This is a genomic window from Mesorhizobium sp. IMUNJ 23033 (genome assembly GCF_044778005.1).
In the GTDB taxonomy this organism is placed as follows: Bacteria; Pseudomonadota; Alphaproteobacteria; order Rhizobiales; family Rhizobiaceae; genus Mesorhizobium; species Mesorhizobium amorphae_A.
Genome location: NZ_JBJACT010000004.1, coordinates 87,149 through 113,366, shown reverse-complemented (window position 1 = coordinate 113,366; position 26,218 = coordinate 87,149). Strand labels below are relative to the sequence as shown.

Genomic DNA, 26,218 nt, shown 5'->3' with positions numbered 1-26,218 from the left:
CATCGAGCGTCCGCGTTGGGTCAACTCGCGATACGGACCTTGGAGGTTGAGCGCCCGCTATCGTTCTTCGCTGCACCACAAGCAGACATTCTGCTTCCGGCCAAATTGTCGCCTTTCGAGAACTGGCGGCGAATGACTGCTACGGGCGCTTCCACGCTGTTCCGGGAGCTCGCATGCTCCTTTCCGTCCAAAAACGTTGATCCGCGGGCGGACGTTGCCCCGGCGGCTATCCAACCTGACCAGCCGGCGCGCGTCGCCGGGCGGTCGTTGGCGGCTTCAGCGCGGCTTCACCAGGAGCGGGAACGCTCCTCTGCGGACCAATGATGCACATAGCATCGCATACTCAGCGACAATCCGTCACCGTTCGCCGTCGACCGCGTTCGGTCTTCAGCCCGAATGACTGCTCGTGACCGATATGGGCATCCTGTTGGTAGCGTCGTCGTGCAGCATTGAAATTATTGAGTAATTTTGTCTGGAGGCGCTACCACATATGCGCGATTTACTAGTTATTTCAATAGCTTATTATTTTGGTAGCGGGAGGGCGCTGCCACCTTTCCCGACACTCATCCAACAGTCAGTTCAGGCTTCGCTGCTAAGGCTAAGCCAAACTAGCTAATCTGCGAATCTGGGTCGAGAGCGCGTGCCAACTGAAGAACGTAGGTCCCTGGGTTGGTATCCTGTCGTCACCTCTTCAGGCTGAATGTCAGGAACGCGCCTCAAATCGGACATTAGCCAGGATTGAGTCGTCCGAAAGCCGCCATACATCCAGGCCGAACTCTAGCAGCTTCGTGCTCCCCAATTCGGCCCAGTCGCCCACCAGCGGTCAAATGGAAGCATGGAGCGCTGATGGTCGGCAGTTGTGTCTTTAAGCGGTGCGACTGAAGCGATCGACCCTGAAATCATCGAGCGGCGTTTCGCAGCGGTCGGTCATGATGAGCTCGGCCATGGCGTCGCCCACGCCCGGACCGAGCTGGAAGCCGTGTCCGCTGAAACCGAAGGCGTGGAACAGACCCGTCGTCGTCGCCGAGCGTCCCATGACCGGCAGCATGTCCCGCATATAGCCCTCGCAGCCGGACCAGGTGCGGATGACCGCGACCTGAGCAATCGACGGCAGAAGGCGCGCGACGGCGCGCAATTGCGACGGAAGGCGCATGGGATCGGCGGCCGCATGGCCGGGATCCAGGTCCACCGCCACCCTTTCGGCGGCGCCGCCGAAGACGATGTTGCCCCGCTCGACCTGGCGCAGATAGGCGCCATGGTCCTTGTCGCGGGTCCAGATGCCGACCACCGGCAGGATCCGATGCGGCAATGGCTCGGTCACGCCCATCTGCGGGCCGCGGGCGTCGAGCGGAACATCGTCCCCGAACTGCGCGGCGATGCGAGCGCCCCAAGCGCCGGCGGTATTGAGCAGGCACTCGGCAGCGAACGTGCCCTTTGGACTGGCGATAAGGAAACCGGAGCCCGTGTAGGTGATCTTCTCGACCTGAGCTCCCTCAACGATTTCCGCGCCGAGCTTGCGGGCCGCCTCGGCAAAGGCAGGGGCGATCAGCCGCGGATTGCTGCTGCCATCTTGCGGAGAGAACGACGCCGCGATCGCTTCGGGACCGAGGCCGGGAAAGCGGGAACGTAACTCGCGCGAGCCAAGTTCTTCCAGTTCGAGCCCCCAGGGCCGCGCCGCCTCGGCATAGGCCCGCATGTCGGCGAGACTGCCTTCATCGAAGATCAGCCGGATATGACCGGTGGCGCGGAATTCTACGTCGCGGCCAAGCATCTTCTCGGCCTCGCCCCATAGGCTGAGCGAGCGGTGGGCCAGCGGAAGCTGAGACAGATGGCGTCCCGTGCGCCGGATGTTGCCGAAGGAGGCGACAGTTGCCCCGGTGCCGATCCGGTTGCGCTCGATCAGCGTCACGCGTGCGCCACGCTTGGCGAGGAAATAGGCCGAAGCCGCCCCCATCAGTCCGCCGCCCAGCACGATCACATCCATAGTGGCCCCTTGCAAACAGCAACCTTTGCCTGCCCGATCTTGTCGGCGCCGCGGCATTGCGTCAAAGATGGGTTTGGACAAGAACCATAAGCTTTACCTATGGAGTGGCAATGCGGGCGCGGCAGCTCGAAGTGTTCATCGCCGTCATGCGCGCGGGTACAGTCACCGCCGCGGCGCGGATGCTGAACATCTCCCAACCTGCTTTGAGCCAGATCCTGCTCCACACCGAAGACGAACTCGGCTTCACGCTGTTCGAGCGGGTCAAGGGCCGGCTACGGCCGACCCCGGAGGCGCTTGAGATATTCGCCGACGCCGAGAGGCTGTCGGCTGGGCTGGAAGGCTTGCGCCGCAAAACCACCGACTTGCGTCTCGGCCGGACTGGGCTGGTGCGGGTCGCGGCTTCGCCACCGCCGGCCATGGCGATATTGCCGCGCGCTTTCACCGGATTCCGGGCGCAACATCCCAATATTTTGCTGCGTTCCCATATGGCGCCGATCGCCGCGATCATCGACATGCTGCGCGCCGGCGATGCCAGCCTCGGCGTGGCCATGGACGACCGCCTGCCTCCCGATATCGAGGCGGAAGTGATCGGCAGCGTCGGCTTCTCATGCCTGCTCCCTGCCGCGCATGCGTTGGCCAGAAAAACCGAGCTGACGCTCGCCGATCTCGTCGGCGAGGAATTGATATCCTATCGCGGAAACACCCGTCCCGCCGACGAACTGGCCCATGCGGCCCGCGCGCAGGGTGTGGCGCTTTCGCCGTCGCTCGAGATCGACGTATCCATCTCCGCGGTCGGCTTCGTCCAGGCCGGTCTGGGCATCGGCCTCGTCGACGCGCTGCTGCCGTGGCACCAGTTTGCCGGGCTTGCCGTCAGGCCGCTCGCGGCGGGGACGCAATTTCCGATCGCGCTGCTGACCTCGCGCACCCGGGCTCTTTCGCGGGCTGATGAGATGATGCGCGAGCAAATCCGTACGGCCTGTTCCGCCGTCCTGGGCGAAGACGGCACAAGGGCATAAGCAAGACTTATATCCTTGCCCGTCATACGTCTTGGACCCGGACCGTCCGGTCGTGCCAGCTTTGCGTTGGCAGACAGGAAGGGACGCATCATGGACAGTGCCATCGCGGCGGATGCAGCGCAGAACGGGGCCGACTGGAAGGTCGGCGTCGATATCGGCGGGACATTCATCGATTTCTGCGCGCTCGAAGCCCGTTCCGGTCGGGTCGCCTCGTTGAAAGTGCTGACGACGCCGGAAGATCCGGGTGCCGAGTTGATGACGGGCCTCACCCTTCTGGCCGAACGCGAAGGCTTCGATCCTACGCGCATGACGCGCTTCGTGCACGGAACGACCGTCGGCATCAACACGATCATCCAGCGCAAGGGCGCGCCGCTGGCGCTGTTCACCAATGCCGGCTTCGAGGATGTGATCGAACTCGCGCGGCTGCGAATGCCGGACATGTATTCGCTGTTCTGCTCGCGGCCGGACCCGCTGATCTCGCGCGACATGGTTTTCGGCATTCCGGTCCGCATGCGTGCCGATGGAAGCGAATCCCAGGCACCGGACATGGCGGCGGTGGAGAGGGCGGTGACAGTGGCGAAGGCAAGCGGGGCGCAAGGTATCATCGTGTCCTTCCTCCATTCCTGGCGCAATGCCGCGCAGGAAGCCTCCGTCAAGGCGACGATCGCGCGTCTTGCGCCCGACCTCTTCGTTTTCTCCTCGGCCGAGGTGTGGCCGGTCATCCGCGAATACGAGCGCAGCTCGACGGCCATTCTCAATGGCTATGTCCATCCGCGTGTCGCAGGCTATCTGACGGCGCTGGAAGTGCGGCTGAAGGGTCTCGGCGCGCCAGCCCGCCCCATGCTGACGAAGTCGAATGGTGGGCTGATGAACGCTGCCGAAGGCAAGCACGCCTGCGTCAACATGCTGCTGTCGGGAACGGCCTCCGGCGTCATCGGTGCCTCATGGCTGGCGCGTCAGGCAGGCGAAGACAAGGTTCTTACCCTCGACATCGGCGGGACCTCGGCCGACTTTGCGCTCATCATCGGCGGCGAAGCGCAGTTCGGCACCGGTGAACTGATCGGCGAATTTCCGCTGCACATCCCCTCTGTGTCGGTGAGCTCGATCGGTGTCGGTGGCGGCTCGATCGCCAGTGTCGACGCGCAAGGGGTACTGCGTGTCGGGCCGGAGTCGGCCGGTTCGACGCCAGGACCGGCATGCTACGGCCGTGGCGGCGAGCAGCCGACGGTGACGGACGCCATGGTGGTGTGCGGATGGCTCGGTCACAGCGAGATGGCCTATGGCCAGCTCAGGATCGATACTGGATTGGCGCATCGCGTGGTTGGCGAGCTTGCGGCCCGGCTCGGCCGGGCGGTCGAGCAGACCGCGCAGGCGATCCTCGACATCGCGGTGTCGGAAATGTTCGTCGAGGTCGAGAAGCTCGCCTCGCGGGCCGGCGTGGACCTGCGCGATTTCACGCTGATGCCTTTCGGCGGCGGCGGTCCGATGCTTGGCGCCTTCCTTGCACGCGAGCTTGGGATGAAGCGTGTCATGGCGCCCCGGCGTCCCGGCGTGGTGTCGGCGCTGGGCGGGCTGGTGGCGGACCTGCGCGGGGACTTCATTCGCACCGTCTTCAGCCCGCTATCGGGCATGTCGCTTGCAGGAATTCGCGAGGCCTTCGAGGCCCTCGCGCGTGAGGGTCGCGACTGGCTTGCGGCGCAGGGGCACGACGCACCGGCGGAACTCAGTCTTTCCTGCGACATGCGCTATGTCGGGCAGAGTTATGAGATCGAGGTCGTCCTTCTGCCGGAATGGCTGACGGACGGCAATGTGGCCGCCATCGAGCAGGCCTTCCATCTCACCCATGAGCAGCTCTACGATTTCCACGACCCTGACGGCGAGATCGAGCTTGTGAATGTCCGGCTGTCCGCCGTAGGCGCGGGGCCGAAACTCTTCTTCCCGGAGGTCGATGCGATCGACGCCCCGGCCATTCCGGCGCGCCGGCTCCCGGTCTACACGGGCGTGAGCGTCGAGACCATCGACCTCCACGACCGGCAAATTCTCGTGCCGGGCAGCACGTTCCTCGGGCCTGCCGTGGTGGTGCAGGAAGACACGACCTTTGCCATTCCCGCCGGAACCCAGGCACGGGTCGACCGCCATCTCAATCTTCTGCTGACCTTCCCGGAGTGATGCCTTGTTTGACCGGACAAACCTGCAGGTTCTGGCGAACCATGCCCGCGCGGCGGCCGAGAACATGGCCCACACGCTGCACCGCACCGCGCACTCCGCCTTCGTCAAGGAGACGCAGGATTTCACGGTGATGCTGATGGACCGCTCGGGGGCGACCTTCGCCGTGCCGATGGAGCTCGGCGCCACCTGGTATCCGGGGCTTACGTATCACCGTGCGATCGCGATGGTCGACGACTACCGGCCAGGCGACGTCGCCTTCACCAACGATCCTTATTCCGGCCACGTCGCCACGCACGCGCCCGACACGCATCTGTGGAAACCGGTCTTCGTCGATGGTGAGATTGTCGCCTGGACCGGGGGGCACATCCACAACACCGACATGGGCGGGGCGGTGCCGGCTTCGCTCAGCCGGGCGCTGACCGAAATCCATCAGGAAGGCATCCGCTTTCCCCCGATGAAGCTGGTGAGGGAGGGCGTCTTCGACGAGACGATCCTGCGGATCATGAGCACCAATGTGCGCAAGCCCGACCTCAACATCGGCGACATCAAGGCGCTGGTCGGCGCGCTCAACACCGGCGAGCGCAAGATCCAGGCGATGGTGAGGAAGTTCGGCAAGGCCGGCTTCATCGAAGGCGTTTGCGCTCTTCTCGACCATGCCGAAGCGCAGGCGCGCGACGTGCTGCGCTCCATGCCTGACGGCACTTGGGAATTCGCTGACTATGCCGACGAGGATTCGGTCGAGGCCAATCCCTGCCGGCTTAAGCTGACGCTGACAATCAGGGGCGACGAAGCAGTGCTCGACTTCACCGGGTCCGATCCGCAGCTCGGCTCGTCGCTCAACGTGCCTTCCGGCGGTGACCCGCGCCACACCATGCTGCTGGTGGGCGTCTACTATGTGCTCTACACGCTCAACCCGAAGATCCTGCTCAACACGGGCCTTACCCGGCCGTTCACCTGCATCGCGCCCCAGGGTTCGGTGCTCAATCCGGTCCACCCGGCCGCGGTGGGCATGCGCTCGCTCACCTGCGCCCGGCTGCGGTCGGTCATCTTCGGCGCCTTCTCGCAAGCAGTACCGGAGCGCCTGCCTGCGGCTCCAGCCGGCAACAACTGCATCGTCAACGTCATGACCACGGACGAGCGGACGAGCCGGACCATCATCACGGCGGTGAACCCCGTGGTGGGCGGCGGCGGCGCGATGCCGCATCGCGATGGGACCAACGGATCGGGCGCCGATGCCGCCTATCTCAAGAACACGCCGATCGAGATCACCGAGACCGAGACCCCGGTCGAGTTCGTGAAATACGGGCTCGCCAGGGACAGCGGCGGTGCGGGCCGTTGGCGCGGCGGGCTGGCGACCGAGATGGCCTTCCGTGTCTTCGCCCCCGACTCCAGGATCACGGCGCGCAACCGCGACCGCAGCTTCTTTCGTCCCTGGGGCGTGCTGGGCGGCAAGGCGGCCGGCCTGTCGGACATGGTCGTCAATCCGGGGACCGAGCACGAGCGGCGGCTGGGCAACATCGACACTGCGGTCCTGCAGCCTGGCGACGTGCTCGATATCCGCTCCGCCGGAGGCGGCGGGCGCGGCGATCCGCATGAGCGTGAGCCCTGGCAGGTCGTGCAGGACGTGCGGCGCGGCTATGTCTCGCCGGCTGCTGCCGAACGCGACTATGGCGTCGTCATCCGCGGCGGCCAAGTCGACGAACAGGCGACGCAAAGGCTGCGCGCGCGGCAGCGGCCGGCCCCCGGCCATTTCCATTTCGGTCTGGAGCGTGAGGGCTACGAAGCGCAATGGACGCCGGCCGCCTATGACCGGCTCACCGCCATACTAAGGGACCTGCCGATCCACTGGCGGTTCTTCGCCAAGACGGAGATCTTCCGTCGCATGAAGGGGCGCTCGGGGCCGGAGGGCGTCCAGGCGGCGTTCGATGCGGTCTGCGAACGGTTCCCCGAATTGCCTCGTCCTGGCCCGGTGCGAGAGGCAGCGGAATGATCACGGCCGGCCGCATCGTTCGGCTGGCCGAGCGCGACCGTGCGCAGCTGCATTTCTTTCTCGACGGGCAGATGCGTACTGCACTGGCGGGCGACACCGTGCTGACCGCCATGCTGGCTTCAGGGCACGCGTTGCGAAAGTCCGAGTTCGGACCCGAGCCGCGGGCCGGTTTCTGCCTGATGGGAGCCTGCCAGGATTGCTGGGTGTGGCAGGACGAGGGACCGCGCATGCGGGCGTGCTCGGCACTTATCAGGGAAGGCATGCGGTTGCGCACAACGGAGCCGGAGAGCTGGCCGTGAGCGAGACCTTACCGCCGCGGATCGTGATCGTGGGCGCCGGTCCGGCCGGCATAAGGGCCGCCGCGACGCTGGTAGAGGCCGGGCTCCACCCGGTGGTGATCGACGAAGGGCAGCGCGCAGGCGGCCAGATCTATCGGCGCCCGCCTGCCGGTTTTACCCGCACAGCGGAGCAACTCTACGGGTCGGAGGCGGCGAAGGCGGGCGCCCTGCATGCGCTCTTCGACCGATTGGCCAAACCGGGGCGCCTTACACATTGCGCGGCGAACTCGGTCATCGCAGTGCAGGAGGGTCGGCTGCACGTGCTGGGAGAGTGTGGCGTGCAGGTGATCCTCTATGACCGCCTGATCCTTGCGACCGGCGCATCCGACCGTGTCGCTCCGGTCCCGGGCTGGCAGAGCGCCGGCGTCTACAGCCTTGGCGCGGCACAGATCGCGCTCAAGGCGCAGGGCGTGGCGCTTGGGCGGCGGATCGTACTGATGGGGTCGGGGCCTTTGCTGACGCTGGTCGGCGCCCAGCTCGTCAAGGCTGGAGCCGATGTGGCAGCGGTCCTGGACACCTCTCCCTGGCATCAGCAGATGCGGGGGCTCTGGAAGCTTGCCGCCCGGCCGCTCGTCGCGCTGCGCGGTCTGGCCTTGCGGGCGCGGCTCGGCGGCCGCTACCATGCGGGCGTGACGCTCGAACGGATCGAGGCCGACGGGCAGGGTGTCACAGCGATGCGCTGGCGCGACGCCGGAGGTCGGGAGCGCCGGACCCCATGCGACATGATCGGCATGGGCTGGCACCTGCGTGCGGAAACGCATCTGGCCGACCTTGTGGGATGCGCCTTCACCTATGACGAGGAGTGGCGGCAATGGCTGCCAAAGAGCGACGAGATGGGTCGGGCCGGCAACGGAGTCTATCTTGCGGGCGATGGGGTTCGTCTTCTGGGTGCGGACGGCGCAGAAATCGCTGGACGTCTCGCGGCGGCGGCATGCCTTGCCGATCTCGGACATCCGGAGCCTTCCGCCAGCGCCGATCTGCGCAAGCTCGCGAGGCTCGGGCGCTTTGCCCGTGGACTGGCTTGCGCCTTCCCCTGGCCGGACGAAATGGTGCGGGCACTGCCCGACGACGCGGTCGTCTGCCGCTGCGAAAATGTGAGTGCCAAAGCCGTGCGCGAGAGCGCGGATTTCGGCGGCGGCGAGGCTAACAGGGTGAAATCCCTCTCACGTGTCGGCATGGGGCGATGCCAGGGGCGCTACTGCCAGTTGGCTGCCGTCGAACTCGTCGCGGCGCAAGCCGGCTGCACACCCGACGCTGTCGGCCGGTTCCGCGGGCAGGCCCCTGTCCGCCCGGCGCCCGTGGGTGCTTTTCTTCGAGATGGCTGATGCGAACGTCACATCGCTAACGGAGGTGGGGTTCTGCCGCTCTCTAGAAGTCGGCGACCTTGCCCCAGGCCGACGCCTCGAAGCGCCGTGGATCATAGGATGTCGCATCGACGATCGGTTCCGAACCGGTCACCAGATCGGCGACGAGATGGCCGGCGCCGGGCCCGATGCCGAACCCGTGCCCCGAAAATCCGGCAGCCAGGAAGAAACCGGGAACGGTGTGGATCTCACCGATGGCAGGCACGCCGTCCGGCGTGCTGTCGATGTAACCGGCCCAGGCCGCACTGATCCTGGTCTGGCGCAGAGCCGGCAGCAGTTCGAGAGCCCGGGCGTGGGTCAGGCGGATCGTCGCCCTATCCGGAACAGGATCGAGGATGCGCATCCGCTCCATCGGCGTCGGCTGGTCAAGCCGCCAGTGTCGGAGCGTTTCGTGGCCCGAGCGCATGGCCTGCAGCCCACCTGGCGCGAGGCTTCGCCACCGCTTCAGGAACATCGGCAGGAACTGCGACGAGAAACGCAGCTGCTGCGGCGTCACATCCACGCGGCCGCGTCCGCTTATGGCGAGTGTGTAGCCGCCGTCGCTGCGACGCGTGGCCGAGATCCTTGCCGTGTGCAGCGCATCCGGCAGACCTTCAGCGCCGGGCGAGACGGACAGGATGGAGGAACGGATCGACGCCTCCGGAAAGCGGAAGCCGAACTGATGGCAAAACGAGGAGGCCCAGGCGCCGCCGGCCAGGATCGCCACCTTGGTCCGGATGGTTCCGCTTTCCGTGACCACGCCGCTCAGGCGGCCGGCCTCGGTCTCGATACCGCGCGCAGCGCAATTCTGGTGCACGGTGCCGCCGAGCTTGAGGATGGCACGGGCGACCGAGGGCGCTGCGCGCGACGGGTCGGCGGTGCCGTCGCTCGGCGAGAAGACGCCGCCCTTCCAGGTCCGGCCCGTGGCGCGGCCCCGCTCGCTGGCCCCAGCGCTGTCGAGCATGTGCGTGGTCACGCCCGCCGTCCTGGCGAAGTCACGCCAGCGCGCCCAGCCGGCCAGTTCCGCCTCGTCATTGCTGAGATAGAGCAGGCCGCAACGGCGAAATCCGGTGTCCTCGCCGGTTTCCGTCGCGAAGCTGTCCCACAGATCGAGGCTGCGGGTTGCCATCGGCAGCTCGCGCGCGTCGCGGTTCTGCTGGCGGCACCATCCCCAGTTCCTGGAGGACTGCTCGGCGCCGATGCGTCCCTTTTCGACAAGCGCGACCTTCATGCCGCGCCTGGCCAGATAGTAGGCCGCGAAGACACCGACAATGCCGCCGCCGATCACCACCGCGTCCGCGGACTGTGGCAGTTGGCCAGATGTCTCGATTTGCTGCAGCGGCGCGCGCATGGTCTCTCTACCTTGAAGCGCCAATCTAGCGCGTTGCGCAGGCAGCCGCTGCTGCAGTTGAGGTCGAAGCAGAATTTTATTCCGGCAACCAGGCTGAAATCGGGAGTCGCTGCGTTTCAAAGCGGTGCCCGCTCGGTTGGACAGGCCAGCGGGCTGTGGTAGTGTCGATGGAAATTAGTACGGCAGCATTTTGTGCTGTGGCATGCGATCTTCGGAGACGGCCGTGAAACTGGATCGGATCGACATCAAGATTCTTCACGAATTGCAGAAGAACGGCCGCATCACCAATGTGGAACTGGCTGATCTGGTGCATCTGTCGCCAAGCCCGTGCCTGATGCGGGTCAAGAAACTGCAGTCGGAAGGTTACATCGAAGGCTATTCTGCGCAGGTCAACATCGGCAAGCTTGGCCAGACGCTGACCGTGTTCACCGAAATCACCTTGAAGAACCATCGCCAGGTGGACTTCGCCCGCTTTCTCGCCGTGGTGGAGAAGATCGACCAGGTCATCGAATGCCACCTCGTGTCGGGCGGCTACGACTATCTGATGAAATTCGTGACCGCCGGCATCGGCGAGTACCAGACGATCATGGAGCGGCTGACCGACATGGATATCGGCATCGACAAATACTTCAGCTTCGTGGTGCTGAAGTCGCCCATCGTCAAGGCGCACATGCCGCTGCCCAGCCTGTTTCCGATGTAGTTAGAGCAATTCCAGAAAAAGTGTGAAACGGTTTTCCGTCCGGAATTGCGTCAAAAACAAAGAGATAGAGCGGTTCGCCGTTTCCGTAAAACGGCGAACCGCTCTATCGGTGTCCGTACTGGCTGACGAGCTCGGGGTCGCGGACGAGGCCGTCGAGCCAGGTCGGGTCGAGCTTCGGCACTGAGGAGAACAGAAGCTTGGAATAGGGGTGGGTTGGCGCCGTCAGCTTGTCGGGTGTGATCTGCTCCACCCGCTCCCCATTATACATGACCATGATCTCGTCGCAGATGGCCTCGACCACGGAGAGGTCGTGGCTGATGAAGATGTAGGAGAGTCCCAGTTCGCGCTGCAATTCCTTGAGCAGCTCTATCACTGCGGACGCTACCACTGTATCGAGCGCCGAGGTGATTTCATCGCAGATGATGAGCTTGGGGTTGGCCGCCAGGGCGCGCGCGAAGTTCACCCGCTGCTTCTGGCCGCCAGAGAGCTCCGATGGGTGCCGGTAGCGCAGCGTTCTCGGCAGGCGCACCATATCGAGCAACTCGTCGACGCGCTTCGAGCGCGCCTGCCTGTCGAGCCGGTGATAGAAGGCCAGGGGGCGGGAGATGATGTCTTCCACGGGCTTCGCCGGATTGAGCGCGGTATCGGCATATTGGAACACGATCTGCATCTCGCGCAGCTGGTCCTGGCTGCGTTTCCTGGCGGAGCGTTGCAGATCCTTGCCGTCGAAGACGATGTCGCCGGCCGCCGCCGGATGGATGCCGGCGATGACGCGCGCCAGCGTCGATTTTCCGCAACCGGATTCGCCGATGACCCCGAGATTGCGCCCCTTCTCGACGACCAGGCTGACGGAATCGACCGCGCGGATAAGTGGCAGTCCGTCAGCCCGCACCGCGCCATAACCTGCCGTCACATTGTCGATGCGCAGCAGCTGCTTTGTCCCGGCATCCGCGTCCGCATGCGCTTGCCGCGGCTTCGGTTCGAAGGCGGCCAGCAGTTCGCGCGTGTAGGGATGTTGGGCAGCCGAAAGGATAGCCGCCGTAGTGCCGGTCTCCTGCACTTCGCCGCCTTTCAGCACCACGATGCGGTCGGCGATCTGTGCAACGACCGCGAGGTCGTGGGAGACATAGACACCCGCTACCCCGCCCGCCCGCATGACCGACTTGAAGGCCTTCAGCACGTCGATCTGCGTCGTCACGTCGAGTGCCGTCGTCGGCTCGTCGAAGATGACCAGCTTGGGATCGCTGATGAGCGCCATGGCCGCCGACAGCCGCTGCAACTGCCCGCCCGAAACCTGGTGCGGATAGCGGGCGCCGATCCCTTCCGGATCCGGCAACGACAAGGCCCTGAACAGCTCGACCGCGCGCTGGCGGGCCCGCTCTGGCGGCATCAGCTTGTGGATCCGTGTGACTTCGATCACCTGCTCCATGATCGTGGATGAGGGGTTGAAGGAGGCGGCGGCACTTTGCGGAACATAGGCGATATCGGTGCCGCGCAGCCTGGCACGTTCCTTTTCGGAAAGTGCTGCCATGTTCTTGCCGTTCACGTTGATCTCGCCGCCGGTGATCCGGCAGCCGGGGCGCGCATAGCCCATGAGCGAAAGCGCCACCGTGGTCTTGCCGGAGCCGCTTTCGCCGATCAGGGCGACGATCTCGCCGTCGGCGATGTCGAGGCTGACGCCCTTGATGATCTCGACAAGCCGTCCGGAGTCGGTCTTCGCCTCGATCTTCAGGTTCCTGACCTCGACGAGATTGCTCATGCGTCCCGGTCCCTGATCTTCTGCGGCAGGTTGTCGATCAGCAGGTTGACGCTGATGGTGAGGCTGGCGATGGCCAGCGAGGGCACGATGACGGCGGGGGCCGCGAAGGGCAGGCCGCCGATGTTCTCGCGCACCAGCGCGCCCCAGTCGGCGAGCGGGGGCTGGAGGCCGAGCCCCAGGAAGGACAGGCCGGAGAGCAAAAGCACGATGAAGACGAAGCGCAGGCCGAAGTCGGCCAGCACCGGGCGGATGATGTTGGGCAGGATCTCGGACCCGATGAGATAGACTGTGCTCTCGCCACGGACGCGCGCGACGGTGATGAAGTCCATGGTGTTGATGTTGACGGCGAGCGCGCGCGCGAAGCGGTAGGCGCCGGGGATGTAGATGACGGCGAGCGTCAGGATCAGCACCGGGATCGACGAGCCGACCGCAGCGACGACCACAAGGCCGAACAGCTTGCTGGGGATGGAGTTCATGGCGTCCAGGAAGCGGCTGAGGCAGGTGTCGAGCCAGCCACCGGTGACGGCCGCGATCATCCCCAGCACGACGCCCGAAAAACAGGCGATGGAGACGGCGGCAAGCGATATGCCGACGGTGTAGCGGGCGCCCATCAGAACTCGCGAGAGCATATCACGCCCCAGATAGTCCGAGCCGAGCCACAGTCCCTGGCGCATCGGGCCGAAATAGTCGTCGTCGACAATGTCGCCGATCGAATGGGGAATGACGTAGGGCGCTAAGATCGCGACGAGCGTCCAAGCCAGGATGACCAGCGCGGCCACGACGCCCACGAGGCTGTAGCTGTGGCCCAGGAAGGACCGTCGGGAGGTTGTCACGCGCGCTATCGTCATCTGAGCCTCGGGTTGGACATGATGGCGACGACGTCGGCGGCTGTGATGAGGAAGAGATAGCCGAGGCAGAAGATCATCGCGCAGCTCTGGATCAGCGGCAGGTCGCGGGTGGCGACGGCATCGACCATCAGCTTGGCGATGCCGGGATAGTTGAAGATCGTCTCGACGATGATGACGCCGCCGACCAGATAGGACAGCGAAAGCGCGACCGCATTGACGATCGGCCCGAGCGCATTGGGGAGCGCGTGCCTCAGCACCATGCGGCCGCGCGAGGCACCTTTCAGAAGCGCCATCTCGACATAAGGCGTGGAGAGCGTTTCGATCACCGCGGCGCGGGTCATGCGGATCATCTGGGCGGAGATGACGAAGGTGAGCGTGATCACCGGCATCGCATAGATGCGCACGAGATCGGTCAGCGAATGCGCTTCATTGACCGAGGACAATGCCGGCAGCCATTTGAGATAGACTGCGAAAAGCAGGACGGCGAGGGTCGCGACCATGAATTCCGGCACCGAGATGATACCGATCGAGAGAACAGTGACGGTGCGGTCGTAGACGGAGCCACGCAGCATCGCGGCGGTGATGCCGAGCGTCAGCGCCAGCGGCACCGAGAGCAGCGTGGTGATGCCGGCGAGCTTCATGGTGTTGACCAGGCGCCCGCCGATCAGCGTCGCGACTGGCATCTCGTTGGCGTAGGAGGTGCCGAGGTCGCCGTGAAGTAAGCCAAGAAGCCAGCGCAGGAAGCGCAGGATCGCTGGATCGTTGAGATGCATGGCCTCGCGCAGGCCAGCGACCGCTTCCGGAGTCGCCGCCTGGCCGAGCAGGATCGACGCGGTGTCGCCAGGCAGCATGCTGGTGGCGAAAAACACGGCGAACATGACGATCAAAAGCGTGACGACCGCGATCCCCAGCCGCTTCAGCACGAGGTTCAGAACCCCAGACTTCATGGAAGCGCTCCCTCCGGTTGTTCGGCCAAGCAATCTTGCGCAATGCAGTGCCGAGGACCGGCTGACCGGCCCCCGGCAGGCTTCTCCTAGGCTTCGAGCCAGAGATATTCCGCCATTGCGTAGCCCATCATGCCACCGAGCGGGTTCGCCTCCAAACCCTTCACCTTGCTGGAGAGGGCATCCACGTTGGAAATGTAGGCCGGGATGATGGTGCCGGCCTCCTCGGAGACCATAGCCTGCATCTGGCCGTAGATCTCCTTGCGCTTGGCCTGGTCGAGCAGGCCGCGCGCCTCGATGAGCAGCTTGTCGAACTTCTCGGACTTGTACTGGCTTTCGTTCCACGGCGCGTTGGACGCGTAAAGGAGCGAGAACAAGATGTCCGGCGTCGGGCGCGGATTGATGTTGCCGAAATGGATCGGCGCCTTGAGCCAGTAATTGTCCCAATAGCCGTCGGACGGAACGCGCTGGACGTCGAGCTTCATGCCGATATCCGCGCCGGCGGCCTGGATGATCATCGCCATGTCGATCGACGAGGTCGCGGCGTCGGAAGCGATCACCGGGATAGACTGGCCGAGCAGGCCTGCCTTCTGGAAGTGGAACTTCGCCTTGTCCGGGTCGAAAGCCTTCGGCTTGACGTCGGCGTTATGGAAGATATTCGCCGGCGAGACGGGCTGGTCGTTGCCGATTTCGCCGAGGCCGCGCAATGCCGATTTGACGATCTGCTCGCGGTTGACGAGATACTTCATGCCGGCCACGAAGTCGGCCTTGCTGCCGGGATCCATGTCGAGCCGGATGTTCAGGTCCGTGTAGTTGCCCGAGGTCGTCTTCGACAATTCGAAGCCCTGCTGGCCGCCGATGAGCTTCATCGCGCGCGGATTGATCGAAGCCGCAAAATTGATGTCGCCGGAAAGCAGGGCGTTGACGCGGGCGCTGTCGTCGCTGATGGCGATGAACTCGAAGGAGTCCAGGTAGGGCTTGCCCGACTTCCAGTAGTTCTTGTTCTTGGTGACCACCGACCGCACGCCCGGTTCGAATGTCTCGAGCACGAAGGCGCCGGTGCCATTGCCCTTGGAGAAGTCCGTGGTGCCGTCCTGGACGATCATGAAGTGATGCAGCGCCAGGATGGTCGGCAGGTCGGCATTCGGGTCGGCGAGCGTGATTTCGACGGTCGATTTGTCGACCGCCTTGAAGCCGGACATCTGGGCGGCGATCTTGGCGACCTTGGAACCGACCGCCGGATCAAGATGGCGCTTCAGCGAGTAGACGACGTCGTCGGCGGTGAGGTCCTTGCCGTCGTGGAACGCGACGCCCTTGCGCAGCTTCACGGTCCAGGTCTTGGCGTCCTTGCTGTCGAAGCTCTCGGCCAGTTCCATCTGCGTGACGCCATCCTTGTCGAGGAAAGTCAGGCGGTTGTAGAGCGAGCAGCAGCGGACATAGTCGGTGGAGAGCGACGCCTTTGCAGGATCGAGCGTGTCGGCGGTCGATGACGACCAGCCGGCCGCCTTGAAATTTCCGCCGGAAACCGGCTCGGCGGCGACGGCATCAGTGGCGCGGCCAAGCACCACGCTGCCCGCGGCAACCGCGGCGCCGCCGGCCAACAGCATCTTGAGAAGCTCGCGGCGGCTCGCGCCTCGCCGAATGGCGTTTTCGACCATGGCATCGTCTGCGCTGGTCCAGTTCGTGATCTTGTCGGTCATGTTATTCCCCTTTCTGTTTGTTTGGTCGGGATGCTCGTCTTGCTGCGGCTTTCCGGGCTTGGGCTCAGGTTCGTTCCTTCAGGCTTTCCCGAACGGCCGCCGCCAACGCGGCCATTGAGGTGAAATGGTAGTCCGGCATGGTGAAGCGCTCCGGCTCGATCGTGCCGCCATAGCCCTTCTGGGCATGCCGGCGCTCGATCCAGCAATTGGTCAGGCCAAGTGCCCGGGATATGCCGATGTCGTGATACTGGCTTTGCGCGACATGCAGGATGTCGTCCTTGCTGTCGCCCCGGGCGGCGACGAAATCGAAGACCTTCTGGAAAAACGCCGGATCCGGTTTCTCCGTGCCGGTGTCGTCGGCGGTGAAGGTGGCGAAGAAGGGTGATCCGAGTTGCTTCTCGAAATGGTCGAGCGCCCAGCGCCGGGCATTGGTCATGGCAATCAGCTTGTGGGATTTCGCAAGCTCGGCCAATGCCGCCGCGCTGTCGGGGAAACCTTGCCAGGTGCTGGCGGAGTCCCGCAGGCGGACGCCGTATTTCTCCTCGGCCGGCAGGCCGAGTTGCGCCGCGATGACCATGTAGACACGTACGAGATCGTCAGGGAACAGCCCCGCATCGGGCATGTAGCGGGCCTGCCGGTACAGGGCCAGCGCGGCTTCGCCATCGATGGAGACGCCAGCGTCGGCTGCAATCCCGGCCAGGCAGGCCGTTATGCCGCCTTCGAAGTCGATCAGCGTGCCGACGACATCGAAGGTCATGTATTTGAATTCGCTAAAGCCCCTGGCCAAGACTGGCTCTCCTCTGCGCGCGGCCGAATTGCATGGTGCTGAACAGAACAAAATTCCGTGCTGTCCATGGCGTCGGCCTTTTCAAAAGCCCGGAAATTTGGGCCTTCTGGCCTTGTCTTAGGAGCAGTCTGGCACTTCCCCCGCGCTGGATTCGCCGAAAAGGCGCAGGGCTGCGGCACAAAATTGCGAAATCGCCTGCCCCGGCGCTATTTCGAAACGCGCGGTATTCGTCTCCCGTCATGCCAGGGCCTGGCGCACATCTGGATCGTCCAGCGTCTGATCGAGCGTCCGGCGCGTGCGCTCGATGATCGCGTCGATGTCGTCGTCGGTGCAGCAGAGCGGGGGAGCATAGCCGAGAACCCCGTTGGCAAAGGCACGGATGATGAGGCCGTTGTCCCACGCCCTGTCGAAGACGCGCCGCGCGGGCGTGGCCGATGCGGGAAGTGGTGTCTTCTTCTGCTTGTCGACCACCAGTTCGATCGCGGCAAGCATGCCGCGACCGCGCACATCGCCGACGAGCGGGTGATCGCTCAGGCCTTCCAATCCTGCCATCAGGCGAGCGCCGGCCTTGATGCCATTCTCCAGAAGGCCGTCTTCGTAGAGCCTCAACACCTCAAGCGCGACGGCGGCGCTGACGGGATGGGCGGAATAGGTGTAGCCGTGGCCGACCGCCGAGTTGCCCGCACCATCAGCGATGACGTCATAGACATGATCGGCCATGAACACGGCGCCCATAGGAACATAGCCCGATGTCAGGCCCTTCGCGGTCGTCATGAAGTCGGGAACGATGTCCTCGTCCGTGCAGGCGAACAGGGGTCCTGTGCGGCCGAAGCCGGTGATGACCTCGTCGGCGATGAACAGGATGCCGTACTCCTTGCAGAGCTCGCGTATCGCCTTGATCCAGCCCTTCGGTGGGACAATGACACCGCCCGAGCCCTGGATCGGCTCGGCATAGAAGGCAGCGACCCGGTCCGGTCCGATCTCCTCGATCTTGGCCTTCAGCGCGGCGAGCGATGCGGCGATGATCGTGTTCGCGTCCTCGCCTACCGGGTTGCGATAGGGATAGGGCGAGGGGATCTTGTGTTGCCATTCGAAGGGAATGCCAAAACCGGCGTGAAAGGCGGGCAGAGCTGTCAGGCCCGCGCCGACCACCGACGACCCGTGATAACCCTGCTCGATGGAAATGAACTGGTTGCGTTTCGGCTCGCCCCTGGCATTCCAATAGTAGCGGACGAAACGGATCGTGCTGTCGACCGCATCAGACCCGCCGAGCGTGAAATAGACGTGATTGAGATCCCCGGGCGCGCGCTCGGCCAGTTCCGAGGCGAGCCGGATGGCCGGCTCCGAGCCGAGGTCGAAATAGGCAGTGGCGTAGGGAAGCTCGCGCATCTGCCGGGCCGCCGCCTCGACGATGCTGTCGTGGCCGTAGCCGGCATTGACGCACCAAAGCCCGGCGAAGCCGTCAACGAGCTGCCGGCCCGACGCTTCGGTCACGGTCGCGCCCTTCGCCGATTTCAGCACGCGCACGCCGAGCGCCTCGTGGCCGCGATATGAGGAAACCGGATGGATGAGATGGGCGCGGTCGAGTTCGATAAGGGAATTGGCGAGCATTGTTGTTCTCCGGACTAACCGAGCGCCTGGTTGGCGAGGGCGTAAACTTTTGACCTGGCCTGTTCCGCGCCATTCTTGGGCGGACGGTCCATGGCCACGCCGCCGCCGACATGTGCGAGGCCGATTTCCTCGAGCCAGCCGGCAATCCCGGTCCTGCTGTCGGTATCCACGCGCAGGAAGGCGCCGCGGCGCGGCGCGGCGAAGAAGGTGATCAGGTCTTTGGCGGCGTCGGCGCTTCCTGCGATGACCGGCCCGATTACCTCGCCGCGTCCAAACGGGCGGATCGCGGCATAGGCCTCGATGCCACCGTTGTGGCGGATGACGGCGAACTGGCCGCGCTCGGCCAGTGCATCGATCAGAGCTTCCCGGTCGGCGCCATAGGCGTCGCGGTCCAGGGCCTTGATTTCCGGCAGATCGTTGGTACCTGCTGCTTCCACGCCGTCGGGCGCGCCAAGCTCTGCAACCTTGCCTTGATGCTGCAGGATCGTACCGGAGGGCACGAAGCCCAATTTCTGGTAGAGAGGCATGCCATCCACCGTCGCGACAAGCCGCAGCGGACGGTCGCCGGCAAGGGCGAGGGCCTTGTCCATGAGCCGGCGCCCGAGCCCCTTGCCCCGCACATTCCTGTCGACGATCACCATGTTGATCATGGCGCAATCCGTGCCGTAGGGCGTTACCAGGATGGTTCCGGTGACACGGCCCTGGTCGTCGAGCGCGACCGCGCCGCTCGAGAGCTGCAGCGCCATCTGCCAGTCCTGCGCGCGATGCGGCCAATTCTCCTGGCGAGAAAGCGCTACCGCCCCCTCGATATGGTCCGGCCCGAAGGCCTGCAGTTCGATCTCGCCCTGCTGCATGAGGCATCCTTTCGTCTGCCCTCAAGTCTCGACCATTGGCGCGTCGCTAATCGTCTGAAGGCTTCGGCTTCGGCGATATCTTTCGCCGTAGCGCTAGGGGTGCGCCGCATCTTGTGCTGGCACTCACCGCAGCGGACGCGCTTCACGTCTCGCGCGGCGTCGTGCTCGGCACACCAGATGCTACAGCGTGCCAAACCGGATGGTGGATACGGAACTTTCTGCTTTCGGGAGGGCGATTTCGGTGAGGTGGGTCGCCACCTGTCGTCCTATGATGAAATGCATCCCAACGCGGATGTGCTTCCACCGGAGATCGACGGACATGGCTTCTTTCAGGCCCAAATACATCACCTTCGACTGCTATGGCACGTTGACCCATTTCCAGATGGCGGAAGCGGCGCGCGATCTCTACGGCAGCCGGCTCGACGAGCCGCGCATGCAGGATTTCATCAAGAACTTCGCGGCCTATCGGCTCGACGAGATCATGGGCGACTGGAAGCCCTATGCCGATGTCGTCCACAACGCGCTCGAGCGCTCCTGCAAGCGCAACGGCGTCGCCTTCAGCGTCGACGACGCCAGGATGGTGTATGAGCGAGTCCCGACCTGGGGACCCCACGCGGACGTTCCGGCCGGCCTGGCGAAGGTGGCCAAGGAGATTCCGCTGGTCATCCTGTCCAACGCCATGAACGCGCAGATCATGTCCAATGTCGAGAAGCTGGGCGCGCCGTTCCATGCCGTCTACACGGCAGAGCAGGCGCAGGCCTACAAGCCCCGTTTCCAAGCCTTTGAATATATGCTGGACATGCTGGGCTGCGGCCCGGAGGATATCCTTCACTGTTCGTCGTCGTTTCGCTACGACCTGATGTCTGCCCACGACCTCGGCATCAAGAACAAGGTCTGGGTCAATCGCGGCCACGAACCAGCCAACCCGTACTACGGCTATGTCGAGATCGCCGACATTTCGGGTCTTCCAGGCGTGGTCGGTCTCTGAAACAGGCGGATTGCCGATGAAATTGGTCTCCTACTGGCACGACACCGCCCCTGTCTTTACCGGCGGGGCGCAAGGCCCGGTCGAGGGGCACTACGATGCCGCCATCATCGGCGGCGGCTTCACCGGACTCGCCGCGGCGCGCCAACTGGCGAAGGCCGGCGCGAAGGTGGCAGTGCTGGAGGCGGAGCGCGTGGGCTGGGGCGCATCCGGTCGCAATGGCGGACACCTGAACAACGGCCTCGCCCACAGCTACCTTTCGGCCAAGGCGGAGCTCGGCAAGGAACGGGCAATCGCGCTTTACCGGGCGCTGGACAGTTCCGTCGACACCATCGAGGCGCTGGTCGCCGAGGAAGGCATCGACTGTAACTTCCGCCGCGCCGGCAAGCTGAAGCTTGCCTCCAAGCCGCAACATTTCGAAGCGATCGCCCGCAATTTCGAAGCCCTTCATGTGGAAGTGGATCCGGATACGGCACTGCTGTCTGCGGCCGATCTCAGATCCGAGATCGGTTCGCCCTTCCACGGCGCGATGCTGTCGAAGAAGAGCGCCATGATGCATATGGGCCGCTATGTGGCAGGCCTGGCCACGGCCGCCGCCCGCCACGGTGCGGTGATCCACGAGAACGCGACTGTGACCGACCGCAAGCAGGCCGGTGGCAGGCATGAGCTCATCACCTCGCGCGGCCGGATCAGCGCCGACAATGTGCTGGTGGCGACCGGCGCCTACACCACGCCGAATTTAGGCTATTTCCGCCGAAGGATCATCTCCGTCGGCAGTTTCATAATCGCCACGCGGCCGTTGAGCGACGCCGAGATCGCCGTGACCATGCCCGGCAACCGGACGTGCGTGACATCGATGAACATCGGCAACTACTTCCGGCTTTCGCCGGACAGACGCCTGATCTTCGGCGGCCGCGCGCGCTTCTCTGCGACATCGGACCAGCGCTCCGACGCCAGGAGCGGACAGATATTGCAGGCGGGCCTCGCGGCGATCTTCCCGCAGCTCGCCAAGGTCGAGATCGACTATTGCTGGGGCGGGCTGGTCGACATGACCAAGGACCGCTTTCCACGGGCCGGCTACCATGATGGGGTCTGGTATGCGATGGGCTATTCCGGCCACGGCGCACAGCTTTCCACCCATCTCGGCATGATCATGGCCGATGCCATGCTTGGCCGCGAGGACCGCAATCCACTGAAGGGGCTCGAGTGGCCCTCCATTCCCGGCTATTCCGGCAAGCCCTGGTTCCTGCCGATCGTCGGCTTCTACTACAAGGCGCTCGACCGGATCCAGTGACCGTCGATCCGACCCAGTCGGCCTTCAGCCAAATTGCCTCAGCTGAGTCCGCCCATGTGGAAGCTTTTCATCTCAAGATATTCCTCGATACCTGCCTGCGCCCCCTCACGCCCGAGCCCGGACTGCTTGACGCCGCCGAAGGGGGCCACTTCCATCGAGACCGAGCCGGTGTTGAGCCCAACCATGCCGAACTCCAGCGCCTCGCCGACGCGCCAGGCGCGCTTCAGGTTCTCGGTGTAGAAGTAGGAAGCAAGCCCGTAGGGCGTGCCGTTGGCCAGCGCGATCGCCTCCTCTTCCGTCTCGAACCGGAAAAGCGGCGCGACCGGGCCGAACGTTTCCTCGCCGGCGAGCTGCATGTCTTTTGTGGCGCCGATCAGCACCAGCGGCGCGACATACTGAGGACCACCCGGCAGCGCCAGCTTCTCGGTGATGATCGCCGCGCCTTTGGCGAGCGCATCCTCGACGTGGCGGTTGATCTTCTCGACCGCCGCCATGTTGATCATCGGCCCGATGGCGACACCGGGTTCTGTGCCCGGTCCTACCTTCATGGCGTTGACGCGAGCGGAAAGCTTCGCGGCGAAGGTTTCGTAGACACCGGCCTGGACGAGGATGCGGTTGGCGCAGACGCAGGTCTGGCCGCCGTTGCGGAACTTCGAGACAAGCGCGCCCTCGACGGCGAGATCGAGATCGGCGTCGTCGAAGACGATGAGGGGCGCGTTGCCGCCGAGTTCGAGGCTGAGCCGTTTCACAGTATCGGCCGCGCCGCGCATCAGCAGCGAACCGACCCGCGTCGAGCCGGTGAAGGAGATCTTGCGAACGGTCTCGTTCACCATGATCTCGTTGCCGATTTCGGCCGGCATGCCGGTGACGATGTTGATGACGCCGGCGGGGATGCCCGCCCGTTCGGCAAGCACGCCGAGCGCCAGCGCCGAGTAGGGCGTGAACTCGGACGGCTTGATGACCACAGTACAGCCGGCTGCCAGCGCCGGCGCGACCTTGCGGGTGATCATCGCGTTGGGGAAATTCCAGGGCGTGATGATGCCGCACACCCCGACCGGCTCCTTCAGCACGATGATGCGCCGGTCCGACGTCGGCGAGGGGATGGTATGGCCGTTGATGCGGCGTGCCTCCTCCGCGAACCATTTGACGAAGGAAGCGCCGTAACGAATCTCGCCCCTGGCCTCGTCCAGCGGCTTGCCCTGTTCCGTCGTCAGGATCAGCGCCAGATCGTCCAGATGCGCAAGCATCAGGCCATGCCAGGCCTCCAGGAGGCCAGCGCGCTCGGCGTTGGTCTTCTTCTTCCAGTCACCATAGGCGGAAGCCGCGGCCTCTATGGCCGCGCGGGTCTCCGGACCGGCCATGTCGGGCACCGTGCCGATTGCTGCCTGGGTCGCCGGATCGACGACATCGACCGTCTTGCCGGAACCGGAAGCGACCCATTTGCCGCCGACTAGTCCGGCTTCGCGGAAGAGACTTTTGTCTTTCAGGTTTTTCATCGAAAACGACCTTGCAATCAGGTGAGTGCCGCAACGATGGCGGCCGTAATGGCTTCCGTGCTGTCCTTGCCGGGAGTTGTTCCAATGCCTCGCGCGGTCGTAGCTTCGACCGCCTTCATGACGCGTCCGGCCGCAGCCTTTTCGCCCAGATGGTCGAGCATCATTGCGCCGGACCAGATGGCGGCAATCGGATTGGCGATGCCGAGATGGGCGATGTCGGGCGCCGAGCCGTGCACCGGCTCGAACATGGAGGGCGCCGAGCGGTCGGGATTGATGTTGGCGGAGGCGGCGTAGCCGAGTCCGCCCTGGATCGCGGCGCCGATATCCGTCAGGATGTCGCCGAACAGGTTAGAGGCGACGACCACGTCAAGGCTCTCCGGCGCCATGATCATGCGCGCGGCGAGCGCGTCGACATGATAGCTGGTCACTTCGACGTCCGGATAATCCGCAGTCAGCTTTCGCGTGATCTCGTCCCAGAACACCATCGAGTATTTCTGCGCGTTGGACTTGGTGACGGAGGCCAGTTTGCGCCGCCGCGACCGCGCCTGCTCGAAGCCGAAGCGCAGGATGCGCTCGACGCCGGCACGGGTGAAGATCGAGGTCTCCACCGCGACCTCGTCCAGCGTGCCTTGATGCACGCGCCCGCCGGCGCCCGAATATTCGCCTTCGGTGTTCTCGCGGATGCACAGTATGTCGAAGCTCTCGGCCCGCAGCGGCCCCGTCACGCCCGGCAGCAGGCGGTGCGGCCGGATGTTGGCATATTGCACGAACGCCTTGCGGATCGGCAGCAGCAGGCCGTGCAGCGAGACGGAATCCGGCACCTGCGCCGGCCAGCCGACCGCGCCGAGAAGGATGGCATCGAAGCCGCGCAAGATTTCTATGCCGTCCTCGGGCATCATGCGGTCGGTCTCCTTGAAGAAGCGGCAAGACCAGGGGAATTCGGTTCCCTTCAGGACAAAGCCGGAGTGCTTGGCCACTGTTTCCAGCACCGTCCAAGCGGCGGCGGTCACATCGCGGCCGATGCCGTCACCGGGTATCAAGGCGATCGAGTAGGAATTCATCGGTATCTCTTTACAGGCTGATCAGGACGCTCTTGGTCCTGCGGTTGGCAAGATAAGCCTCGCGGCCGAGATCCTTTCCGATGCCGGAGCGCTTGTAGCCGCCGGTGGGCAGGATATGGTCGCGCGAGCGGCTGTAGCGGTTGACCCAGACGGTCCCCGCTTCGAGCTTGCGCGCGAAGCGGATGGTACGGGACAGGTCGGAGGTGAACAGGCCAGACGCCAGCCCGTAAGTCGGATGGCTGGACAGCGCCAGCGCCTCTTCTTCGGTCTCGAAGGTCTGGACGGTCAGGACCGGGCCGAAGATTTCCTCGACGATCGCCGGATTGGCCTGGTCGATATTTGCGATCAGCGTCGGCTCATAGAAATAGCCTGGACTGTCCATGGCGTTGCCGCCGGTCAGGCATTCGCCGCCTGCCTCGACCGCGGCCTTGACGATGCCGTCGATACGCGCGCGCTGCCGGTCTGAGATGATCGGCGAATAGTGTGTCGCCTCGTCCCAAGTCGGGCCGGGCCGGGGCGCCTTCATCCGCTCCAGGATGGCGGCCATCAGTCTGTCGGCAATGCTCTTCTCGACGATCAGGCGCGTGCCGGCCACGCAGGCCTGGCCGGCGTTGAAGGTGACGCTGCCGGAGATCGCCGCCGCCGCCTTGTCGAGATCGGCATCGGCAAAGACGAGCTGCGGGCTCTTGCCGCCGAGCTCCAGCGTCATCGGCTTGACGCCGGTGCGGGCGACGTTCGCCATGATGGCCGAGCCGGCGCGGGTCGAGCCGGTGAAGCTGACCTTGGCGATCTCGGGATGGCCGGTCAGCGCGGTGCCGGTCGTCGGACCGTCGCCCAGAACCACGTTGATCAGCCCGGCCGGCAGGCCAGCCTTAACGGCGAGCTCTGCCAGATAGACCGCCGAGAAGGGCGTCATTTCCGACGGCTTCAGCACCACCGCATTGCCCGCAGCCAGTGCTGGACCGAGCTTCCATCCGGCCATCGAGATGGGAAAATTCCAAGGCGTGATCGCGCCGACCACGCCATAGGGCTCGCTCATGATCATGCCGAGACTGGCGTCGTCGGTCGGCACGAGCTCGCTGCCTTCCTTGTCGGCGAACTCGGCAAAGAAGCGGATCTGCTCGGCGGTCACGGCGATGTCGCCGGCAACGACCTGAGCTACGGGCCGGGTGGAGCACAGCGCCTCGATCCTGGCCAGCGTTTCGGCTTCCGCCTCGATCAGGTCGGCCCAGGCCTGGAGTGCCCGGGTGCGCTCGCGCGGTCGAACGCCGCCCCAGTTGCTGGCCTTCAGCGCCGCCTTGGCGCTTTCCACCGCACGGTCGATCATATCGACATCGGCCACGGGGCAGGCGGCATACACCCTGCCATCCGACGGTCGGCGCACCTCGATCGCACCCTCAGCCGCGATCAGCTCTCCGCCAATGAAATGGCCAATGGGGAGGGGAACCGCGTCCGGATCGAAGCTCAGGTTCATGGGCGACCACCTTGCAGTATTCTGGAGGAGCCTAGCGCGAGCATGACCGCAGCGTGCACCGTTCGGCGATCAGTCGCGGATGATTGTTGCGTGCTGGCGATGAGGGACGGCGAAATCTGTTGCGGGGCACCTCAGGCGGACCCAATTACCCTACCGTCACGTAGATCTTGCGCACCGTTTCGATGGTCTTCCAAACACCGGTGAAGCCAGGTTTCATCACGAAGCTGTCGCCGGCGCGGTAGGTCACCGCCTCGCCGCCATCGGGCGTGATTTCAATCACGCCGGTGAGGATGTGGCAGAACTCGAAAGTCTCTCCCTTTATCGAGCGCGTCTCTCCCGGCGTCGCCTCCCAGACGCCGGTGTGGACGAGGTCGGACTTGGCGACATCCTGCGCCCAGGTCTTGAACGCGGGGTTGCCGGCAATCAGTCGTTCGGGCAGCGCCTTGGATTCGCGTGGCGGGAAGGCTGGATTGGTGTCGACGGTTTTGAGCAGGGACAAGGGATAACCTTTCAT

The 26,218-nt window shown here is 64.6% G+C and carries 21 protein-coding genes; 8 read left to right on the top strand and 13 right to left on the bottom strand.

The annotated features are described in order from the left end of the window. Positions 1–865 precede the first annotated feature (865 nt). Positions 866–1,984 carry an NAD(P)/FAD-dependent oxidoreductase gene (locus ACFX5Q_RS05780; protein WP_404276087.1) on the bottom strand — a complete coding sequence of 373 codons (1,119 nt, stop codon included), beginning with the start codon at positions 1,982–1,984 and terminating at the stop codon, positions 866–868. Between the two features lie 110 nt (positions 1,985–2,094). Here ACFX5Q_RS05780 and ACFX5Q_RS05775 point away from each other — a divergent pair, with 110 nt between their 5' ends. The 5 genes from ACFX5Q_RS05775 to ACFX5Q_RS05755 all read left to right on the top strand — a co-directional run bounded on the left by ACFX5Q_RS05775 (position 2,095) and on the right by ACFX5Q_RS05755 (position 8,822). After that, positions 2,095–3,000, top strand: a complete 906-nt coding sequence (locus tag ACFX5Q_RS05775) for a LysR family transcriptional regulator (RefSeq protein WP_404276085.1) — start codon at positions 2,095–2,097, stop codon at positions 2,998–3,000. Between the two features lie 90 nt (positions 3,001–3,090). Then, the gene (locus tag ACFX5Q_RS05770) at positions 3,091–5,169 is read left to right on the top strand and encodes a hydantoinase/oxoprolinase family protein (protein WP_404276083.1); all 2,079 of its coding nucleotides are present in this window, start codon (positions 3,091–3,093) and stop codon (positions 5,167–5,169) included. A 4-nt stretch (positions 5,170–5,173) separates the two neighbouring features. After that, positions 5,174–7,159 (top strand): hydantoinase B/oxoprolinase family protein, encoded by a 1,986-nt coding sequence (locus ACFX5Q_RS05765; protein WP_404276081.1) that lies wholly within the window; start codon positions 5,174–5,176, stop codon positions 7,157–7,159. Then, positions 7,156–7,458 (top strand): (2Fe-2S)-binding protein, encoded by a 303-nt coding sequence (locus ACFX5Q_RS05760; RefSeq protein WP_404276080.1) that lies wholly within the window; start codon positions 7,156–7,158, stop codon positions 7,456–7,458. Before ACFX5Q_RS05765 ends, ACFX5Q_RS05760 begins: the two co-directional genes overlap by 4 nt. Beyond that, positions 7,455–8,822 (top strand): FAD-dependent oxidoreductase, encoded by a 1,368-nt coding sequence (locus tag ACFX5Q_RS05755; protein WP_404276079.1) that lies wholly within the window; start codon positions 7,455–7,457, stop codon positions 8,820–8,822. The genes ACFX5Q_RS05760 and ACFX5Q_RS05755 overlap by 4 nt, the downstream gene beginning before the upstream one ends. A gap of 43 nt (positions 8,823–8,865) precedes the next feature. On the opposite strand, the gene ACFX5Q_RS05750 is transcribed toward ACFX5Q_RS05755, so the two are convergent. Next, entirely contained in the window at positions 8,866–10,191 is a 1,326-nt protein-coding gene (locus ACFX5Q_RS05750) for an NAD(P)/FAD-dependent oxidoreductase (RefSeq protein ID WP_404276077.1), read from the bottom strand. A gap of 223 nt (positions 10,192–10,414) precedes the next feature. Here ACFX5Q_RS05750 and ACFX5Q_RS05745 point away from each other — a divergent pair, with 223 nt between their 5' ends. Then, positions 10,415–10,891, top strand: coding sequence for an Lrp/AsnC family transcriptional regulator (locus tag ACFX5Q_RS05745; protein ID WP_127407051.1), 477 nt, complete (start codon positions 10,415–10,417; stop codon positions 10,889–10,891). Between the two features lie 103 nt (positions 10,892–10,994). Here ACFX5Q_RS05745 and ACFX5Q_RS05740 read toward each other — a convergent pair whose 3' ends face one another. The 7 genes from ACFX5Q_RS05740 to ACFX5Q_RS05710 form a co-directional block, all read right to left on the bottom strand. Continuing rightward, on the bottom strand, positions 10,995–12,650 hold the full coding sequence (locus ACFX5Q_RS05740) for an ABC transporter ATP-binding protein (RefSeq protein ID WP_404276075.1): 1,656 nt from the start codon (positions 12,648–12,650) through the stop codon (positions 10,995–10,997). Continuing rightward, complete coding sequence (locus ACFX5Q_RS05735) at positions 12,647–13,498, bottom strand: ABC transporter permease (RefSeq protein WP_404276073.1); 852 nt, start codon at positions 13,496–13,498, stop codon at positions 12,647–12,649. Before ACFX5Q_RS05735 ends, ACFX5Q_RS05740 begins: the two co-directional genes overlap by 4 nt. Beyond that, entirely contained in the window at positions 13,495–14,445 is a 951-nt protein-coding gene (locus tag ACFX5Q_RS05730; protein ID WP_404276071.1) for an ABC transporter permease, read from the bottom strand. The genes ACFX5Q_RS05735 and ACFX5Q_RS05730 overlap by 4 nt, the downstream gene beginning before the upstream one ends. Before the next feature lie 86 nt (positions 14,446–14,531). Then, on the bottom strand, positions 14,532–16,142 hold the full coding sequence (locus ACFX5Q_RS05725) for an ABC transporter substrate-binding protein (protein WP_404276069.1): 1,611 nt from the start codon (positions 16,140–16,142) through the stop codon (positions 14,532–14,534). 64 nt (positions 16,143–16,206) lie between these two features. Further along, entirely contained in the window at positions 16,207–16,899 is a 693-nt protein-coding gene (locus tag ACFX5Q_RS05720) for an HAD-IA family hydrolase (RefSeq protein WP_404276462.1), read from the bottom strand. Positions 16,900–17,166: 267 nt separating this feature from the next. After that, entirely contained in the window at positions 17,167–18,540 is a 1,374-nt protein-coding gene (locus ACFX5Q_RS05715) for an aspartate aminotransferase family protein (RefSeq protein ID WP_404276067.1), read from the bottom strand. Between the two features lie 14 nt (positions 18,541–18,554). Then, positions 18,555–19,394 (bottom strand): GNAT family N-acetyltransferase, encoded by an 840-nt coding sequence (locus tag ACFX5Q_RS05710; protein ID WP_404276065.1) that lies wholly within the window; start codon positions 19,392–19,394, stop codon positions 18,555–18,557. Positions 19,395–19,713: 319 nt separating this feature from the next. Here ACFX5Q_RS05710 and ACFX5Q_RS05705 point away from each other — a divergent pair, with 319 nt between their 5' ends. Both ACFX5Q_RS05705 and ACFX5Q_RS05700 read left to right on the top strand, forming a co-directional pair. Beyond that, on the top strand, positions 19,714–20,382 hold the full coding sequence (locus ACFX5Q_RS05705) for a haloacid dehalogenase type II (protein ID WP_404276064.1): 669 nt from the start codon (positions 19,714–19,716) through the stop codon (positions 20,380–20,382). A gap of 16 nt (positions 20,383–20,398) precedes the next feature. Beyond that, a complete protein-coding gene (locus ACFX5Q_RS05700) occupies positions 20,399–21,673 on the top strand; it encodes an NAD(P)/FAD-dependent oxidoreductase (RefSeq protein ID WP_404276062.1) in 1,275 nt (424 codons plus the stop codon). Between the two features lie 38 nt (positions 21,674–21,711). On the opposite strand, the gene ACFX5Q_RS05695 is transcribed toward ACFX5Q_RS05700, so the two are convergent. The 4 genes from ACFX5Q_RS05695 to ACFX5Q_RS05680 all read right to left on the bottom strand — a co-directional run bounded on the left by ACFX5Q_RS05695 (position 21,712) and on the right by ACFX5Q_RS05680 (position 26,203). After that, positions 21,712–23,169 (bottom strand): NAD-dependent succinate-semialdehyde dehydrogenase, encoded by a 1,458-nt coding sequence (locus ACFX5Q_RS05695; protein ID WP_404276061.1) that lies wholly within the window; start codon positions 23,167–23,169, stop codon positions 21,712–21,714. A 17-nt stretch (positions 23,170–23,186) separates the two neighbouring features. Then, on the bottom strand, positions 23,187–24,230 hold the full coding sequence (locus tag ACFX5Q_RS05690) for a tartrate dehydrogenase (protein ID WP_404276059.1): 1,044 nt from the start codon (positions 24,228–24,230) through the stop codon (positions 23,187–23,189). Positions 24,231–24,240: 10 nt separating this feature from the next. Next, positions 24,241–25,704, bottom strand: coding sequence for an aldehyde dehydrogenase family protein (locus ACFX5Q_RS05685; RefSeq protein ID WP_404276057.1), 1,464 nt, complete (start codon positions 25,702–25,704; stop codon positions 24,241–24,243). A gap of 145 nt (positions 25,705–25,849) precedes the next feature. After that, positions 25,850–26,203 carry a cupin domain-containing protein gene (locus ACFX5Q_RS05680; protein ID WP_404276460.1) on the bottom strand — a complete coding sequence of 118 codons (354 nt, stop codon included), beginning with the start codon at positions 26,201–26,203 and terminating at the stop codon, positions 25,850–25,852. Positions 26,204–26,218: the final 15 nt, after the last annotated feature.

Coding starts and splice junctions, on each gene's coding strand:
- ACFX5Q_RS05780 (WP_404276087.1), bottom strand. CDS start 1,984: ATGGATGTGATCGTGCTGGGCGGCGGACTGATGGGGGCGGCTTCGGCC.
- ACFX5Q_RS05775 (WP_404276085.1), top strand. CDS start 2,095: ATGCGGGCGCGGCAGCTCGAAGTGTTCATCGCCGTCATGCGCGCGGGT.
- ACFX5Q_RS05770 (WP_404276083.1), top strand. CDS start 3,091: ATGGACAGTGCCATCGCGGCGGATGCAGCGCAGAACGGGGCCGACTGG.
- ACFX5Q_RS05760 (WP_404276080.1), top strand. CDS start 7,156: ATGATCACGGCCGGCCGCATCGTTCGGCTGGCCGAGCGCGACCGTGCG.
- ACFX5Q_RS05750 (WP_404276077.1), bottom strand. CDS start 10,191: ATGCGCGCGCCGCTGCAGCAAATCGAGACATCTGGCCAACTGCCACAG.
- ACFX5Q_RS05740 (WP_404276075.1), bottom strand. CDS start 12,650: ATGAGCAATCTCGTCGAGGTCAGGAACCTGAAGATCGAGGCGAAGACC.
- ACFX5Q_RS05735 (WP_404276073.1), bottom strand. CDS start 13,498: ATGACGATAGCGCGCGTGACAACCTCCCGACGGTCCTTCCTGGGCCAC.
- ACFX5Q_RS05730 (WP_404276071.1), bottom strand. CDS start 14,445: ATGAAGTCTGGGGTTCTGAACCTCGTGCTGAAGCGGCTGGGGATCGCG.
- ACFX5Q_RS05725 (WP_404276069.1), bottom strand. CDS start 16,142: ATGACCGACAAGATCACGAACTGGACCAGCGCAGACGATGCCATGGTC.
- ACFX5Q_RS05720 (WP_404276462.1), bottom strand. CDS start 16,899: ATGACCTTCGATGTCGTCGGCACGCTGATCGACTTCGAAGGCGGCATA.
- ACFX5Q_RS05715 (WP_404276067.1), bottom strand. CDS start 18,540: ATGCTCGCCAATTCCCTTATCGAACTCGACCGCGCCCATCTCATCCAT.
- ACFX5Q_RS05710 (WP_404276065.1), bottom strand. CDS start 19,394: ATGCAGCAGGGCGAGATCGAACTGCAGGCCTTCGGGCCGGACCATATC.
- ACFX5Q_RS05705 (WP_404276064.1), top strand. CDS start 19,714: ATGGCTTCTTTCAGGCCCAAATACATCACCTTCGACTGCTATGGCACG.
- ACFX5Q_RS05700 (WP_404276062.1), top strand. CDS start 20,399: ATGAAATTGGTCTCCTACTGGCACGACACCGCCCCTGTCTTTACCGGC.
- ACFX5Q_RS05695 (WP_404276061.1), bottom strand. CDS start 23,169: ATGAAAAACCTGAAAGACAAAAGTCTCTTCCGCGAAGCCGGACTAGTC.
- ACFX5Q_RS05690 (WP_404276059.1), bottom strand. CDS start 24,230: ATGAATTCCTACTCGATCGCCTTGATACCCGGTGACGGCATCGGCCGC.
- ACFX5Q_RS05685 (WP_404276057.1), bottom strand. CDS start 25,704: ATGAACCTGAGCTTCGATCCGGACGCGGTTCCCCTCCCCATTGGCCAT.